This window comes from Streptomyces sp. NPDC039423, assembly GCF_055598725.1.
This window is the reverse complement of the sequence record NZ_JBVKAH010000005.1, coordinates 178,157-193,229: the sequence shown is the minus strand read 5'-3', so window position 1 is coordinate 193,229 and position 15,073 is coordinate 178,157. Positions and strand designations below refer to the sequence as shown.

General features: G+C 72.8%; 19 protein-coding genes. 5 read left to right on the top strand and 14 right to left on the bottom strand.

Features of this window, described 5'->3' with window-relative positions:
* Positions 1-86: 86 nt before the first annotated feature.
* The gene (locus tag ACZ7LK_RS18190) at positions 87-845 is read right to left on the bottom strand and encodes a GntR family transcriptional regulator (protein ID WP_471141819.1); all 759 of its coding nucleotides are present in this window, start codon (positions 843-845) and stop codon (positions 87-89) included.
* A gap of 241 nt (positions 846-1,086) precedes the next feature.
* Here ACZ7LK_RS18190 and ACZ7LK_RS18185 point away from each other — a divergent pair, with 241 nt between their 5' ends.
* From ACZ7LK_RS18185 to ACZ7LK_RS18175, 3 genes are all read left to right on the top strand, one after another.
* The gene (locus ACZ7LK_RS18185; protein ID WP_392274036.1) at positions 1,087-2,544 is read left to right on the top strand and encodes an MFS transporter; all 1,458 of its coding nucleotides are present in this window, start codon (positions 1,087-1,089) and stop codon (positions 2,542-2,544) included.
* Between the two features lie 172 nt (positions 2,545-2,716).
* A complete protein-coding gene (locus ACZ7LK_RS18180; protein ID WP_471141816.1) occupies positions 2,717-3,319 on the top strand; it encodes a hypothetical protein in 603 nt (200 codons plus the stop codon).
* Positions 3,320-3,490: 171 nt separating this feature from the next.
* Complete coding sequence (locus ACZ7LK_RS18175; RefSeq protein WP_471141814.1) at positions 3,491-4,057, top strand: GNAT family N-acetyltransferase; 567 nt, start codon at positions 3,491-3,493, stop codon at positions 4,055-4,057.
* A 9-nt stretch (positions 4,058-4,066) separates the two neighbouring features.
* On the opposite strand, the gene ACZ7LK_RS18170 is transcribed toward ACZ7LK_RS18175, so the two are convergent.
* From ACZ7LK_RS18170 to ACZ7LK_RS18110, 13 genes are all read right to left on the bottom strand, one after another.
* Positions 4,067-4,240 carry a CsbD family protein gene (locus ACZ7LK_RS18170; protein WP_392274371.1) on the bottom strand — a complete coding sequence of 58 codons (174 nt, stop codon included), beginning with the start codon at positions 4,238-4,240 and terminating at the stop codon, positions 4,067-4,069.
* A gap of 129 nt (positions 4,241-4,369) precedes the next feature.
* Positions 4,370-4,771 carry a gas vesicle protein K gene (locus ACZ7LK_RS18165; RefSeq protein WP_392274033.1) on the bottom strand — a complete coding sequence of 134 codons (402 nt, stop codon included), beginning with the start codon at positions 4,769-4,771 and terminating at the stop codon, positions 4,370-4,372.
* Positions 4,761-5,012: a gas vesicle protein gene (locus ACZ7LK_RS18160; RefSeq protein ID WP_392274032.1), complete on the bottom strand. Its 252-nt coding sequence runs from the start codon at positions 5,010-5,012 to the stop codon at positions 4,761-4,763. Before ACZ7LK_RS18160 ends, ACZ7LK_RS18165 begins: the two co-directional genes overlap by 11 nt.
* Positions 5,009-5,902, bottom strand: a complete 894-nt coding sequence (locus ACZ7LK_RS18155) for a GvpL/GvpF family gas vesicle protein (protein ID WP_392274031.1) — start codon at positions 5,900-5,902, stop codon at positions 5,009-5,011. Before ACZ7LK_RS18155 ends, ACZ7LK_RS18160 begins: the two co-directional genes overlap by 4 nt.
* The gene (gvpJ, locus tag ACZ7LK_RS18150) at positions 5,899-6,345 is read right to left on the bottom strand and encodes a gas vesicle protein GvpJ (RefSeq protein WP_392274030.1); all 447 of its coding nucleotides are present in this window, start codon (positions 6,343-6,345) and stop codon (positions 5,899-5,901) included. Before gvpJ ends, ACZ7LK_RS18155 begins: the two co-directional genes overlap by 4 nt.
* Before the next feature lie 27 nt (positions 6,346-6,372).
* On the bottom strand, positions 6,373-7,587 hold the full coding sequence (locus tag ACZ7LK_RS18145) for an SRPBCC family protein (protein ID WP_469461576.1): 1,215 nt from the start codon (positions 7,585-7,587) through the stop codon (positions 6,373-6,375).
* Positions 7,584-8,282 carry a hypothetical protein gene (locus ACZ7LK_RS18140; RefSeq protein WP_471141809.1) on the bottom strand — a complete coding sequence of 233 codons (699 nt, stop codon included), beginning with the start codon at positions 8,280-8,282 and terminating at the stop codon, positions 7,584-7,586. The genes ACZ7LK_RS18145 and ACZ7LK_RS18140 overlap by 4 nt, the downstream gene beginning before the upstream one ends.
* Positions 8,283-8,318: 36 nt before the next feature.
* A complete protein-coding gene (locus tag ACZ7LK_RS18135; RefSeq protein ID WP_392274027.1) occupies positions 8,319-8,570 on the bottom strand; it encodes a gas vesicle protein GvpG in 252 nt (83 codons plus the stop codon).
* A 13-nt stretch (positions 8,571-8,583) separates the two neighbouring features.
* The gene (locus tag ACZ7LK_RS18130) at positions 8,584-9,297 is read right to left on the bottom strand and encodes a GvpL/GvpF family gas vesicle protein (protein ID WP_469461580.1); all 714 of its coding nucleotides are present in this window, start codon (positions 9,295-9,297) and stop codon (positions 8,584-8,586) included.
* Between the two features lie 3 nt (positions 9,298-9,300).
* The gene (locus ACZ7LK_RS18125; protein WP_392274025.1) at positions 9,301-9,759 is read right to left on the bottom strand and encodes a gas vesicle structural protein GvpA; all 459 of its coding nucleotides are present in this window, start codon (positions 9,757-9,759) and stop codon (positions 9,301-9,303) included.
* A 46-nt stretch (positions 9,760-9,805) separates the two neighbouring features.
* Complete coding sequence (locus ACZ7LK_RS18120; RefSeq protein WP_392274024.1) at positions 9,806-10,135, bottom strand: gas vesicle protein GvpO; 330 nt, start codon at positions 10,133-10,135, stop codon at positions 9,806-9,808.
* A 95-nt stretch (positions 10,136-10,230) separates the two neighbouring features.
* Positions 10,231-10,578: a VOC family protein gene (locus tag ACZ7LK_RS18115; protein WP_392274023.1), complete on the bottom strand. Its 348-nt coding sequence runs from the start codon at positions 10,576-10,578 to the stop codon at positions 10,231-10,233.
* A gap of 116 nt (positions 10,579-10,694) precedes the next feature.
* Complete coding sequence (locus ACZ7LK_RS18110) at positions 10,695-11,501, bottom strand: methyltransferase domain-containing protein (RefSeq protein ID WP_469461583.1); 807 nt, start codon at positions 11,499-11,501, stop codon at positions 10,695-10,697.
* 348 nt (positions 11,502-11,849) lie between these two features.
* Between ACZ7LK_RS18110 and ACZ7LK_RS18105 the strand changes: the two genes are divergently transcribed.
* Together ACZ7LK_RS18105 and ACZ7LK_RS18100 are read left to right on the top strand one after the other, a co-directional pair.
* On the top strand, positions 11,850-13,196 hold the full coding sequence (locus ACZ7LK_RS18105) for an NAD(P)/FAD-dependent oxidoreductase (protein ID WP_392274370.1): 1,347 nt from the start codon (positions 11,850-11,852) through the stop codon (positions 13,194-13,196).
* 1 nt (position 13,197) lies between these two features.
* Positions 13,198-15,060, top strand: a complete 1,863-nt coding sequence (locus tag ACZ7LK_RS18100; RefSeq protein WP_471141803.1) for a transketolase — start codon at positions 13,198-13,200, stop codon at positions 15,058-15,060.
* Positions 15,061-15,073: the final 13 nt, after the last annotated feature.

Sequence of the window (15,073 nt, the reverse complement as noted above, 5' to 3'; positions counted from 1 at the left end):
GGCCTCCCGCACGCAGGCCCGGCGCCGCGCACCGGACGCCCCCGGCCCCGCCCTCCGGGCGGACGGCGCCACTTTCGAAACACGACCTAGTTGGACTGGAGGACCGGCAGGGCCGCGGCGCCCGTCGGCAGCATGTGCTTGGCCGCCAGGACGGGGGTGTCCCCGGCCCGGACGACCTGGGTGACCAGCACGGCCGGGGTGTCGGCCGGCCGGCCGAGCTGCTCGCCGCGCCGCTGCCCCACCAGCGTGGCGGTCACGCCGCTGTGCGCGCTCAGCGGCACCCCGCGCGAGGCCCCGGCCAGGACGGCGAGCATCGACGTACGGGCCGCCTCCGGCCGGTCCGCGACCGCGTTCAGCGCCCGCGCGAACGCCGGGTGGGCGGCCTCCAGAACGTCCTCCGCGGCGGCCCACTCCTGACTGAGCGCCGCCGCCGTGCCGTCCGCCGCCAGCAGCGACTCCCAGAACCGCAGCCGGGCGCGGGAGGCCGCGAGCAGGTGCTGGGCGGTGAAGTCGGTCGGCTCCTCGACCGTCCGCAGCAGGGCGCGCACGCGGACCGGGACACCCGCGCCGATCAGCTCCTCCAGCGGCTGGATGTGCTCGAACCCGCGGCGCGGCGGGCGGTCGGCGACGGTCCGGCCGACGCCCCGGCGCACCGACAGCAGGCCGTCCTCCTGGAGCAGCAGCAGGGCCTCGCGCAGCGCCGGGCGGCTCACGCCCAGTTCGGTGGCGAGCCGGGGCTCGGAGGGGAGGGTCGACCCGGGCGGGTAGGTGCCGGCGTGGATGGCGTCCACGATCCGCTCGTACAGCACCACCACCGGTCTCCGCTGCTGTGCGCTGCTGACCACCACTGCCCCTCCGTCCGCTCACTTGTCGGCAAGTGTTGCCCACCTCGGAGGGCCGGGCAACGGTGCCGAGGTCTCGATTCAGCCGCGCTGAGCTGCACAGATCCAGCCGCAACGGAAAAGTTGGCGGGAAGGTATTGACGTTTACGCGCGTAGATTCCAATCTGTCTCAGCGGCACTTGTCTGACAAGCAAGGGCCCGTTGTCCACGAACACGGCATGACATCCAAGGCAAAGGGGCCGACATGTCCATTTCGCTCGGCCGGACACGTTCCGGAGCCGGATCCGATCTCGCGGGCCGCGGCCCCATGCTGCTGGCGATGGTGCTGGCCGTCCTCGGCTACCAGATCAACGCGACCATGCTCAGCCCCGCCCTGCCGGACGTCATCGAGCGCCTGGGCACGACCACCGCCGCCGCCGGTCTGTCGCAGACCCTGTTCTTCCTGATGGCCGCCATCGGCCAGGTCACCCTCGCCCGCCTCAGCGACCAGCGGGGCCGCAAGCCGATGATGCTCGTCTGCGCCGTCGTGCTGATCGCGGGCAACCTGCTGTGCGTCTTCGCGCCCAGCATCGAGGTCTTCATCGCGGGCCGCATCCTCCAGGGCATCTCGGCCGCGATGTTCACCCTCGCCTTCCTCACCCTGAACCAGCTCCTCACGCCGGCCGGCTTCGGCAAGGCGGCCGGCATCATCACCGCCGTCAACGGCGGCCTCGCCGGTGTCGACGCCATCGCGGGCGGTCAGATCGCCGACACCATCGGTTTCCGCGGCATCTTCGTGTGCTCCACCCTGATCGCGGTGGCCGGCCTCATCGGCGTGCGCCGGTACGTCCCCGACGTGCCGCCCACCACCGACGCCGGCGCCCGCTTCGACTCCCGGGGCATCGCCGCCCTCGCCCTCGGCCTCACCGGTGTCCTCGTCGGCCTGGCCCAGGGCGGCGCCTGGGGCTGGACCTCCGCCCTGACGCTGCTCTTCCTGCTCGGCGGCCTCGCCTCCCTCGTCTTCTTCGTCGTCTCGCAGAAGAGCGCCCCCAACCCGGTCATCGACCTCGACGTCCTCGCCTCCCGCCGCGCCTGGCCGCTGCTGCTCACCACGGTCTGCACCCTCGGCGGCGCCTTCGGCGCCATCGCGCTGACCATCCCGCTGTTCTCCCAGGACGCCCGGGTGGGCCTCGGCCTCAGCGCCGTCACCGCCGCGGTCCTCTTCCTCACCCCGATCCAGCTCATCGGTGTGATCTCCGCGCCCCTCACCGGCCGCATCGGCCCGAAGGTCGGCTGGCGCACGGTCGTGGTGACCGGAGCCGTCGCCAACTTCGCGATCTTCGTCTTCGCCACGCTGTTCCTGCACAACGAGTGGATCCTCGTCGCCGCCCTCGCGGCGCTCGGCGTCACCTACGGCGGCTTCATGCTCACCGGCCTCAACGGCCTCGCCGTCACCACTGCCCCCAAGGACAAGCCGGGCTCCCTCTCCGGCCTCAACGGAGCCTGCTTCGGCATCGGCGCCTCGCTCGGCATCGCCCTCGCCTCCGCCATGATCACCGCGGGCAGTGACGCCGGGGGCGTCACCGAGGCCGGTTACCAGCACGCGATGTACGCCGCGCTCGCGCTGCTCGGCATCGGCGTCGTGACGGCCCTGCTCATCCAGCGGCCCGACCCGGCCGAGGTCGCCACCGACGAGCCGCAGCCGGTCGTCGCCCACCACTGAGCACGCGGACCCGCCGAGCACGCGGACCCGCCGAGCACGCCGAGCACGCCGAGCGTGCCGCCGGACGGGGGAGCCTCACCCGTACGGACCGCCTCACCGCCCCCGGTGGCCAGGAACCCCCCCCATCCTGGTCGCCGGGGGCGGCGGCGTTTTCCACCCCCAGGAGGCAGAAGTGAAGCGTGTGGCCACGGTGACGGCGGGACCGGCGATCGGGCTGGTCCTCGCCCTGACGGCCATGGGCGGCACGGCGGCGGGCGACACGGCCGGCGCGGCCGCCCGCCGGCCCGTGCCGGACTTCACCGGCAAGGGACTCATGACCGTCTTCACCACGCTGGACCACCGCACCAAGGTGGAGGTGTACGACGCCAGCGGGTACGGCCGCACGGTGCTGTGGCCGTCGAACTGGAAGGTCTGCTCCCAGCACCCCGCCCCCGGCACGGACCTCGGCGGCCGCACCTTCTCGGTGGACGTGATGAAGAAGGGGGAGAAGTGCCCCCGCCGCCCCGAGGCCACCCGGAACGCCGGACGATCCGGAGGGCCGAGGGAGGCACTCGGTCCGGAGGGCTCGCCGGGACCCAAGGACTCCCGGGGCCCGAAGGACACGCGCGACCGGGAGGAGACGCGCGACCGGGAAGACGCGTGGGACCGGCGGGACGTACGGGACCGGCCGGACACTCGCGACCGCGAGAACGCGCGGGACCGGGGGGAGCAGGTGCCCCAGGAGGGCGCCGTGAGCCCCCACGTCCCACCGGGCGCCCCGAACCCCACGACTTAGGGCCTGTCTTCCGGATCTTGCCGGGCTCGCGTGCCCTGGCACGCGCGTCTGCCGCGTTGTCGTCGGTCGCCAATGCTCCGCAGTGGCTCTCTCCTCCGCCTTGCATCCGCACGCACCAGACCCCGCTCCCTGCTCCGGCCTGATCCGAAAGACAGGCCCTAGCCTGAGCGGATGCGCGCGAACGATTCCCACGTCCCGTACCTCGCCGAGGGGCCGCGCGTCGGCATCCGGCACTTCACCCCCGAGGACGCCGAGGAGTTCACCGCACGGGCGCGGGAGAGCAGGGACCTGCACCGGCCGTGGCTCTTCCTTCCCGAGACCGCCGAGGCGTACGACGCCTACGCCCGCCCCCGCATCGAAAGCCCGGCCACCGAGCCGTTCCTGGTCTGCGAGCGCGGAGCGGGCGGCGCGATCGCCGGGTTCATCAACATCAACAACATCGTTCGCGGAGGCTTCCTCAACGGCACCCTGGGCTACGGCGCCTTCGCCCACGCGGCGGGACGCGGTCTGATGGGCGAGGGCCTCGGTCTCGTCGTCCGCCACGCCTTCGGCCCGCTCGGCCTGCACCGGCTGGAGGCCAACATCCAGCCGGGCAACGAGGCGTCCCTGGCGCTCGTGCGCCGCGCCGGCTTCCGTCGCGAGGGTTACTCCCCGGCGTTCCTCCTCGTCGACGGCGACTGGCGCGACCACGAACGGTGGGCGATCACCTCCGGAGAGGTGATCGCCCGGCCGGTCTGACGCGGCGGGTCAGTGCTTGAGCGTGTCCTTGCCCTTCTGCACCGTCTGCTTGGCGTCGCCCTTGATCTGTTCGGCCCGCCCCTTCGCCTCCAGGCTCTCGTTGCCGGACGCCCTTCCGGTGGCTTCCTTCGCCTTGCCCTTGGCGGTCCGCGCAACGTTCTTGGCCTTCTTGCTCATGGCCATGTGCGTCACCTCCTGGGCGGTCGCCCGCAGCGGCCGGTGCGCCGGGTGCGGAACCCGCCTCATGACAAGCTCTACCCGCCTGGAAAGGGGGCGAAGCGGGAAGAATTGGGATATTGGAGGTTTGTACGATCAGGGTGCTTCGTCGGGTGGGAGCAGTGTGCCCAGCGGGCCGAGGTCCAGGTTGAGGTCCGCCATGGTGAGTCCGTACCGCGCGCACAACCCGGTCATCCGGTCGTGCAGCACCATCAGGGTCGAGCCGAGCCGCTCTTCCTCCTCCTCGGTGAGGTCCCCGGCGTCGGCCCGGTGCAGGGCCTGCCGCTCCATGAGCTGCCGCAGCAGTTCCACCAGCGTCAGCACCAGCTTCATCAGGTCCCGCTCCACGGTGTCCGGGTCGGCGTTGATCCGCCGCGCCGGGCGGGACGCGGGAGAGCCGCCCGGCCGGGGCAGCTCGCCCGGGGCGGCCGGGAGGAGCCGGAACGCCCGGGCCGCCGCGTCGGCGACCTCCTCGTAGCGGTCCCGGTCAGGCGCCATGACGACCGGGTGCGGATGCCGTGCCGGAGTTCCCCCAGGGGGCGGGATTCTCGGCGCTGATGGACACGATCAGTGCCCGCAGGGAGATCCGTACGAGATCGATGTCGGCGATCGACAGGACGACGTCGCCCGTGAGGACGACCCCACCGGTCAGCAGCCGGTCCAGCAGGTCGATCAGGGCCACCTGCCGCTGCGGCAGCTCGGCGGAGCCCGGCTCCGGGGGCGGTGCTGGACGCGTCATCCCGGCCTCGCCCCCTCCTGGCCCGGTGCGGGAGCCCCCTCCTGGCCCGGTGCCGGAACCGCCTCCTGGTCCGGGACCGCGTCGGCGGCGTCCGGGACCGCGTCGGCGGCGAACGAGTAGGGCGCCCAGGGGCCCGTGATCTGGGCCCGCACCAGTGCGCCGCCGGCCGCCTCCGCCTCCCGGACGGCCGCCAGGAAGGCCTCGGACCCCGAGGAGGGGACCAGGAACGCGTCATTGCTGACGTTCTCGCCGGTACCCCGTACCAGCGGGCCCTGCTGGACCCGGTGCCGCACGTGCTCCACGGAATGGGCGCGGGCCGCCTCCTGGATGCGCAGCGCCGCCTCGGCGGCCGCCCGGTGCGCCTCGTCCCTGGCCGTGCGCTCATGCCTCCGGCCGCGGAGGTAGGCCCGCCCCGGGGTCAGCTCCGGCGCGGCCGCCCCCGCGTCACCGGGGGTTCCGTCCGCCCGCGCCTCCGCCGCCGCGGAGGGCTCCGCGTAGACCTTGACGCCCCACTCGACGTGCCCGCTCAGCCGCGCGAGGCGGGAGCGGAACGCGGCCCGGCCCGCCAGGAGCATGGCCCGCACGCGCTCGTCGTCCCGGTAGATGGTGGCCAGCCGCAGCGGCAGCACGGTGGACCGGGCCGCCACGGCGTCGACGACCCCGTGGTGGGCCCGGGCGACGGCCTCCAGCCAGTCCAGGTCCTCCAGGTGAGCGGCCAGCGGCCCTTCCTCGAAGTCCGCGGCGGGCACGCTGCTCACCAACGCGGCCACCTCCCCGTCGGCCACCACGCGCACCGGCGCCCCGGCGACGCCCCGGAGGCCGCTCACCGCCTCGTGCAGCGCGGGGGCCGTCTCCGCGACCCCGTACAGGTAGCTGACGCTCCCGCTCATCGGTCGTCCTCGGGGGGCCGCCGCCGGGTGGGGCCGGAGCGGGACGAGGGACGGCGCCGGCCCTCGGCCGCCTCGCGGGTGGGCTCGGCCCGGTCGAGCGCCCGCGTACCGTCGCGGCGCAGGGTCTCGACCTCCTCGCGCAGGCGCCGGTTCTCCTCGGCGAGGCTGGGCCGGTCGTCCGCGCGGGAGGACAACGACGGGTCGTGCTCCCACCAGTCGATGCCCATCTCCTTCGCCTTGTCCACCGACGCCACCAGCAGCCGCAGCTTGATGGTCAGCAGTTCGATGTCGAGGAGGTTGATCTGGATGTCACCCGCGATGACGATGCCCTTGTCGAGCACGCGCTCAAGGATGTCGGCGAGGTTCGCCGACGAGCCCTGGCCGTACGCGGGCGCCGCCCGGGACGGGAACGAGCCGGGGTTGCTGGAGACGGGTTCGGTCACGGCGGGTCGACCTCGATTCGGCGTCGGTCAGCCCCGGGTTCCGGCCCGGCGGCTTGGGCGTTGCTCCTCGGCGGCGTCTTCCTCCTCGTCGTCCCAGCCTTCCTCGTCGTCCCGGGCCTCGTCGTCCTCCTCGTCCCAGTCCTCCGCGTCGTCCGCGTCCCGCTCGTAGCCCTCGTCGTCGTCCTCGTAGCGGTCGGCCTGCCTGCCGCGGCCGCCCTTCGCGGGGGCGCGGTCCTCGTCCTCCTCGTCCTCGTCCTCGGGTTCCTCCTCGTCCTCCTCCTCGTCGTACGAGTCCTCCGAGCCCTCCTCGTCCTCGGGCCCGCCCTCGTCCTCGTCGCTCTCCTGGCCCTCCTGGTCCTCCTGGCCCTCCTGGTCCTCCTTGGCCTTCTGTTCCTCCTCCTCCTTCACCGCGTCGTCGTGCTCGCGCACCACTTCGCCGTCGCGGATCTCACCGCGCCAGCCCTCGGCGGGCTCGCCCTTCATCGTGACGAACTTCCGGAAGAGCTTCAGGTCCAGCCGGGCCCGCCTGCCTTGCGCGCGCCAGATGTTGCCGGTCTTCTCGAACAGGCCCTTGGGGAAGTACTCCAGGACCAGCAGCACCTTGGTGAGGTTGTCGCCCAGGGGGTGAAAGGTCACCACACCCTTGGTGGTGCCCTTGGGGCCCTCGGAGCTCCAGACGATGCGCTCGTCCGGAAGCTGCTCGACGGTCTGCGCCTTCCAGCTCCGGTTGGACTTGGCGACCTTCGTCTGCCAGGAGGAGGTCGTCTCGTCGGACTTCTCGACGTTCACCACACCCTTGGCGAAGCGGGAGAACTCCTGGAACTGCGTCCACTGGTCGTACGCCTGGCGTACGGGGACACCCACGTCCACGTCCTCGATGATGACGACGCTCTTGCCCCGCGTCTCACCCTTGCCGCCCTTGCCTCCCTTACCGGTGATCTTGCCGACCAGGCCTTTCATCTTGTCCTTGATGCCCCCGGTCACCTGGTGCATGGCCATCGACCTGGCGGCGCCGCCGGGCGACTTGCCCTGCCCGAGTGCCTCACCGCCCTTGGCGAGCGTGCCCATGACGTTGCCCAGGGACCCGCCGCCTTCGCCGAGCTGCTTGGTGGCCTCTCCCAGGCGTTCGCCGATGGTGCTGACCGCCCGCTCGGCCCGGGCCTCCACGTACTGGCGCAGCTCGTCCTTGAGCCGGTCACCCACACCGGCCACCGCGCCCGTGCCCTTGGTGGTGTCGGTCATGACCCGGACCTCCTCGCCGTGCCGGTGCCACGCCCCTCACGCCGTGACGTGGACGTGTCGCCCTTCTTCTCGCGGGCCGCTCCGCCTCCCTTGCGGGCGGGCGCGCGGCCTGCCCGGCCGGACTCGCCCTTGGGCTTCCTCGCCTTGCCGGCCGGCTTCTCCGCGGCCGGTTCGTCGCCGTCCCCGCCGCCCCGGTCGCCGTCCGTGTCCTCCGCCGTGTCCTTGTCCTCGTCCGTCTCTTCGTCCGTCTCCTCGTCCGTCTCCTCGTCCCGGTCCTCGGCGCCTTCGTCCTCCTGCTGCTTCTTGGCCTTGCGGCCCTTGCGGGACGGCTTCTCCTCGGCTTCCTCGGCCCCCTCGCCCTCGCCGTCCCCGTCCTCGCCGCCCGGAGCACCGGGAACGTCGGGGAGGGTCTGCCGGAGCCCGGTCGTCCGCGAGTGCAGGGTGTCGGCGAGCTTGTCCGCGCGGGCGGCGACGGCCGTGGCCGCGGCCTCCTTGCCGGCGGTGAGGAGCTCGTTGCGTACCCGCTCACTGAGGGCGTCCATGGCCGGTGACCCGGTGACCGCCGACGCGATCTCCTTGGGATTGATCTTCTTCCTGAGCATCCAGGTCGCCACGCTGATGGCGAGCTTGCCCTTCTTGGTCCGGCCCAGCACATAGCCGCTGAGCAGTGCCGCACCGGTCGTCGCGTGATTCATCGTGGGGAGTCCTCCTCGCCCGTCATTTCTGCGCCGTCATGGTTGGCGGCCGTCCCAGAAGCTCTGGATCTCCTCGAGCCGGTCCAGTAGCTCGTCCTCGCGCCGGTCGAAGGTCTCCTGGTCGATCTCTCCGGACATCAGTTCCTGCTCCAGATCCGCGAGCGCCCGCACGACCGGCCGGGCGTCGTAGTACTCCTCCTCCGCCGCTTCGGTGACTCTCTGCACGACCCACCCGACACCCCGGACGGGGGCGAGGGGCAGGGTGATCAACTGGGTGATGAGGCCCATGTCCGCGCACCCCCTAGACGAAGCTGTACGGCGGGAGCGGTCCGTGCAGCCGGAAGTCGAAGTCCTCGCCGTACTCCGCGGTGAGGTCCGCCTGCCGTTCCAGGAAGGCGCTCTCACGGGCCCGCTCCACGAGGAACGACGTGCTGATGAAGTCGTCGCCGGCGGCCTCCGACTCCCGGATCTCCCGGGCCAGCGGGAGCAGCGCGTCGGTGACGGCGGACGCCAGGGCCGCGCGCCGGGCCGTGACCTCGGTCGCGATCAGCTCGCCGAGGGAGATCTTCAGGTCCTGACCGCCCTGCCCGCTGCGGATCTCCTCGTTCAGGCGCCGGGCCTCCTCGGACTCCCGCAGCACCTGCCGCAGCAGGAGGTCCTCGTCGCAGGACGCCTTCAGGTGGAACTCCGCACAGCCGTCCAGGGCCGCGAGCCGCTCACGGTAGTTGTCGGCCCGTTCCTTCAGGGCGTCACGCACCGCGTCGTCGTCGGGTGCCAGGGCGCCGAAGCGCAGGGGGAGCACACCGGCCTGGCCCAGCAGCTCCTGGAGGACGGTCTGGTGCGCGAGGACGTCGCGGCGTTTGGCGCGCAGACCGTCGGGGGCGTCACTGACGACGGCGGCAAGGTCGCCCTCCGTCACGACGCGCAGCTCCTCGGCCGGCTCACCGACGCCCGTGACCCCGTCCAGCCCCAGGGGGTGGCTCGCCGCTGTGATCGCATAGACGTAGACCGCCATGACTCACTCTTCCCGGCGCCGGGGAGGACGGCGCGGCCGTGACCTCTCCCGCTCCTCTACCGGTTCTGGCTCTTCCTCGGACTCGTCGTCGCGTCCCTTCCGGAACGAATCGGAGAAGGCCTCCACCGCCCCCGTGAGCGCTCCCTTGCTCTTGCCCCGGGCCCCGCCCTCCGTCATCTCGCCCACCAGCTCGGGCAACTGCGTCGGGGCCTTGCGCCCGCTTTCGAGGTCGAGTCGGTTGCACGCCTCGGCGAAACGCAGATAGGTGTCCACACTGGCCACCACGATGCGGGCGTCGACCTTCAGGATCTCGATGCCCACCAGGGAGACGCGGACGAAGACGTCGATGACCAGCCCGCGATCGAGAATCAGTTCCAGCACGTCGTACAACGATGACGAGGACCCGCCGCCGCCTCCGCCACGGGCGACGGGGCCTCCGCCTCCTTGCGGCACCACCGTCATGGTGCCTCCTCTCACGGACCGCCTCTGCGCGGTCCGGATCCGATGCTCAGGCGCGCCGGTCGATCTGCCCGCGCGTGTAGCGCCGGATCCGTTCGTACGCCATGAGCTCACCCTCCGCGTCGAGCGTCACCCGGTAGCTGGCCAGCACACTGGTCGTCTCGGGGATCCGCTCGAGTTCGAGCACTTCCACCTCGGCCTCCCACCCGTCATCGGTGGGCCGGAGCGCGGAAATCGACTCCGGCGGCCTGCCCAGCAGCTCTTGCAACTGCTGGGAGGCGGAGCGCATGGCCTTCGGCGCCGACAGGCGTCGCGGGCGGTCGTCCCCGCCACCGCGGGGCGCGCGCCGTGGTCCGTCGTTCTGTCGTTCCGAAGGCATCGTCGATACTCACCTGCTGCCATAACAGACAAAGGCGTTATAAACCGTCTAACTAAGCATATCGGACTGGTGCTCGGTGTCCTGCGGGCACGGTGTCAGCGGCGCTGGTCGACGTACTCGAAGACGGATCCGTCGGGGTGCACCGCGATCAGGTTGCGCCCCACGGGCGTCGGCACGGGGCCCGCGAGCACCTTCGCGCCCGCCTCGGTGAGCGTGGCGTGCGCGGCGTCCACGTCCTCGACGGCGATCGTCGCCGCCACCTTGCGGAGGATCTCCAGCTCGCTCTCGGGGCCGCTCATCAGCAGGAAGCAGCCGATGGCCGCCACGGACACGCCGCCGCGCTCGAAACGGAGCGCGCGGCTGCCGGTGAGCCGTTCGTAGAAGACCACCGAGGTCTCCAGGTCGTCGACGCAGACACGCAGCGTGGTGCCGAGGATCTCCATACGGGGGAGGGTAGTTGACGGCGCGGGGGAGTGAGATCGGTTCGGCCGTCCCCGGAGCTCCGGGCCCGCGCCCTGCCGCCGCCGTCCCCGGAGCTCCGGGCCCGCGCCCCGCCGCGTCACACCCGGCACAGCACCTCGCCGTGCGGGACCAGGAACCAGCCGTCCTCGCGCCGGCCCCACTCCCGCCAGCCCTCGGCGATCGCGGCGAGGTCCCGCTCCGTGGCGTGTCCGCCGTCGACCGCGAGCCGCGCGTACACCGAGGCGGTCGTGCGGTCCGCCCACAGCCCGCTCCACCACGCGCGCTCCTCGGGGGTGGCGTAACACCAGGTGGAGCCGGAGGCGGTGACGTCCGTGAACCCGGCCCGCCTCGCCCAGGACAGCAGCCGGCGGCCCGCGTCCGGTTCGCCGCCGTTGGCGCGCGCCACCCGCCGGTACAGCCGCCGCCAGTCGTCCAGCACCGGTACCTCCGGGTACCACGCGAACGCCGCGTAATCGCTGTCGCGGGCGGCCACGACGCCACCGGGGCGGCACACCCGCCGCATCTCGCGCAGCGCCCGTACGGGGTCGGTCACGTGCTGGAGGACCTGGTGGGCGTGGACGACGTCGAAGGAGTCGTCCGGGAAGTCCAGCGCGTGGACGTCGGCGACCGCGAAGCGGACGTTGTCCAGGCCCCGTTCGCGGACGGTGGCGCGGGCCTGCTCCAGGACGTCACCGGCCGCGTCGACCGCCGTCACGCGGCCGCCCGGAGCGACCAGCGCGGCCAGGTCCGCCGTGATGGTGCCGGGGCCGCAGCCCACGTCCAGGACGTCGAGCCCGGGCCGCAACTCGCCGACCAGGTACGCCGCGGAGTTGGCGGCCGTCCGCCAGCGGTGCGAGCGCAGCACCGACTCGTGGTGCCCGTGCGTGTAGACAGCGTCGGCCATGGCCGTACTCCCTCTGGTCCAGCGGTCGTTGGTCCCGCCACCGTACGCGACCGTGTCGCATAGTGATACGCAGTTCTCACCAAATGAGACACGCGGGTGCGGTGCGGCGACATCCGCCCGAACGCGGGTGACCCGCCGTGGACCCGTGCGGCGACCGGAATGCCGCGTTTGGGCGGCAGGCTCCGGGGCACCGGGAAGGTCCGTCCGCATCACGCGGCCGTGCACGCACGCAGACATGACGCTGGAGGCCCTGTGACCCCGTCCGTCAGCCCGTCCGGCCCGTTCCCCGGCCCCGGCCCCGCCGGCCACCCCGGCCGCCCCGACGGCTCCCGCGCCCTGCCGCGCGTCGTGATCGTCGGCGCCGGCTTCGCCGGGTACCAGACCGCCCGAAACCTCTCCCGCAGCCTGCGCGGCCGCGCGGAGATCGTGCTGCTGAACCCGACCGACTACTTCCTCTACCTGCCGCTGCTGCCCCAGGTCACCGCCGGTGTCCTGGAACCGCGCCGGATCACCGTCTCGCTCCCCGGCACCCTCCGCCACGTACGGCTGGTGCTCGGCCAGGCCGACCACGTCGACCTCGACGCGCGCGCCGTCCACTACACGGACCCCGAGGGGACCGAGGGCACCCTCACCTACGACCGGCTCGTGCTCGCCGTCGGCAGCGTCAGCAAGCTGCTGCCCATCCCGGGCGTCGCCGAGAACGCCACCGGCTTCCGCGGCCTGCCCGAGGCGCTGTACCTGCGCGACCACATCACCCGCCAGATCGAGCTGGCCTCCGCCGCCGGCAACCCCGCCGAGTGCACCTCGCGCTGCACCTTCGTGGTGGTCGGCGCCGGCTACACCGGTACGGAACTGGCCGCGCACGGCAAGATGTTCACCGACGCCCTCGTCCGCAAGCAGCCCGCCTGGCCCACCGGGGTGAAGCCCCGCTGGATGCTCCTCGACGTCGCCGACCGCGTCCTGCCGGGCCTCGACGAGAAGCTCTCCCGCACCGCCGACGAGGTGCTGCGCGCCCGCGGCGTCGACGTGCGCACCAAGACGTCCGTCAAGGAGTCCACGGCGGAGGGGGTGCTGCTCGACGACGGCGAGTTCGTGAAGACCCGGTCGCTGATCTGGTGCGTCGGCGTACGCCCCGACCCGCTCGTGTCCCAGCTCGGCCTGCCCGTCGAACGCGGCCGCCTGGTCGTCACCCCGCAGCTCGGCGTCCCCGGCCACCCCGACGTCTTCGCGTGCGGTGACGCCGCCGCCGTACCGGACCTCACCCGGCCCGGCGAGTTCACGCCCATGACGGCGCAGCACGCCGCCCGGCAGGGCAAGGTCGCCGCCCGCAACGTCGCCGCCTCCCTCGGGTTCGGCGAGGCCGCCCCGTACAAGCACAACGACCTGGGCTTCGCCGTGGACCTCGGCGGGGTCAAGGCGGCCGCCAACCCCATGGGCGTCAAGCTGTCCGGCCCCGTCGCGGGCGCCGTCACCCGCGGCTACCACCTCGCCGCGATGCCCGGCAACCGGGTGCGGGTCGCCGCCGACTGGCTGCTGGACGCCGCTCTGCCGCGGCAGGCCGTACAGCTCGGCCTGCTCCGGTCCTGGCAGGTACCGCTCGACACCGCCTCGCCCGAGCTGGCCCGCATCCCGGCAGGACCGGGCGGCGGACGAGGCAGCTACGGCGGCGACCACGGCCGCGACGGCAAGGAGTGACATGCACCACGAACAACTGGCCACCCTCGGACAGCAGTTGCGCGTCGACGCGGTACGCGCCGCCGACGCCGCCGGCTCCGGCCACCCCACCTCGTCCATGTCGGCGGCCGACATCGCCGCCGTCCTCCTCGCCCACCACCTGAAGTTCGACTTCGACCACCCCGAACACCCCGGCAACGACCGGTTCGTGCTCTCCAAGGGGCACGCCTCACCGCTGCTGTACGCCATGTACAAGGCCGCCGGGGCGGTCGACGACGACGAACTGCTCACCTTCCGCAAGCTCGGCAGCCGCCTCGAAGGGCACCCGACGCCCCGGCTGCCGTGGGTGGACGTCGCCACCGGCTCCCTCGGCCAGGGCCTGCCCGTCGGCGTCGGCATCGCCCTGGCCGGCAAACGCCTCGACGAGGTGCCCTACCGCGTGTATGTCCTGTCCGGCGACAGCGAGATGGCGGAAGGCTCGGTGTGGGAGGCCGTCGAGCACGCGGCGTACAACCACCTCGACAACCTCACCCTGATCGTCGACGTCAACCGGCTCGGACAGCGCGGCCCCACCCGCCACGGGCACGACCTCGCCGCGTACGAACGGCGGCTGCACGCCTTCGGGTGGCACACCATCGAGGTCGACGGCCACGACGTCCAGGCCCTCGACCGGGCGTTCGCCGAGGCCCGGTCCACCATCCGGCAGCCCACCGTCATCCTGGCCGCCACCCGCAAGGGACGGGGCGCCACCGCGGTGGAGGACCTGGAGGGATTCCACGGCAAGCCCCTCAAGGACCCGGAGGCCGCCATCGCGGAACTGGGCGGGCCCCGCTCCCTGCACGTCGACGTCCAGAAGCCGGCGGCGGCCACCGGGCGCAAGGCCACCCTCAACAGCGACGGCGAGCCGCCCGAGCCCCAGCTTCCCCGCTTCGACATCGGCGACACCGTCGCCACCCGCACCGCCTTCGGACACGCCCTGGAGGCCCTCGGATCCGCCCGCGCCGATGTCGTCGCGCTGGACGCGGAGGTCGGCGACTCCACCCGGAGCGAGTTCTTCGCCAAGGCCCACCCCGACCGGTACTTCGAGTGCTACATCGCCGAGCAGCAGCTCGTGGCCGCCGCGGTCGGCCTCCAGACCCGCGGCTACGTGCCGTACGCCTCGACCTTCGCGGCCTTCCTCAGCCGGGCGTACGACTTCGTCCGCATGGCCGCCGTCAGCCGGGCCGGCATCAACCTCGTCGGCTCGCACGCGGGCGTCGCCATCGGCCAGGACGGGCCCTCCCAGATGGGCCTGGAGGACCTGGCCATGTTCCGCTCGGTCCACGACAGCACCGTGCTGTACCCGTGCGACGCCAACCAGACCGCCCGGCTGGTCGCCACCATGGCCGACCTCAAGGGCGTCCGCTACCTGCGCACCTCGCGCGCCGACATGCCCGTCCTGTACGGGCCGGACGAGACGTTCCCGGTCGGCGGGTCCAAGGTGCTGCGCGCCCACGGCGACGACGACCGGGCGACCGTCGTCGCCGCCGGAGTGACGGTCCACGAGGCGCTCAAGGCCGCCGACCTGCTCGACGAGCACGGCATCCCGGTGCGGGTGATCGACCTGTACTCGCTCAAGCCGGTGGACACCGACACGCTCGCCGACGCGGCCGCCGCCACCGGCTGCCTCCTCACCGTGGAGGACCACCACCCGGAGGGCGGGCTGGGCGACGCCGTCGCGGAGGCCTTCTCCGACGGGCGCCCCGCCCCGCGCACGGCACGGCTCGCGGTCCGCGACATGCCGGCCTCCGCCACCCCCGAGGAACAGCTCCGGAAGGCGGGCATCGACGCCGAGGCGATCGTGGCGGCCGTCCAGCTCCTGGTGGAGCGGGCCGTCACCCCCTGAATGGCCCGGCCGC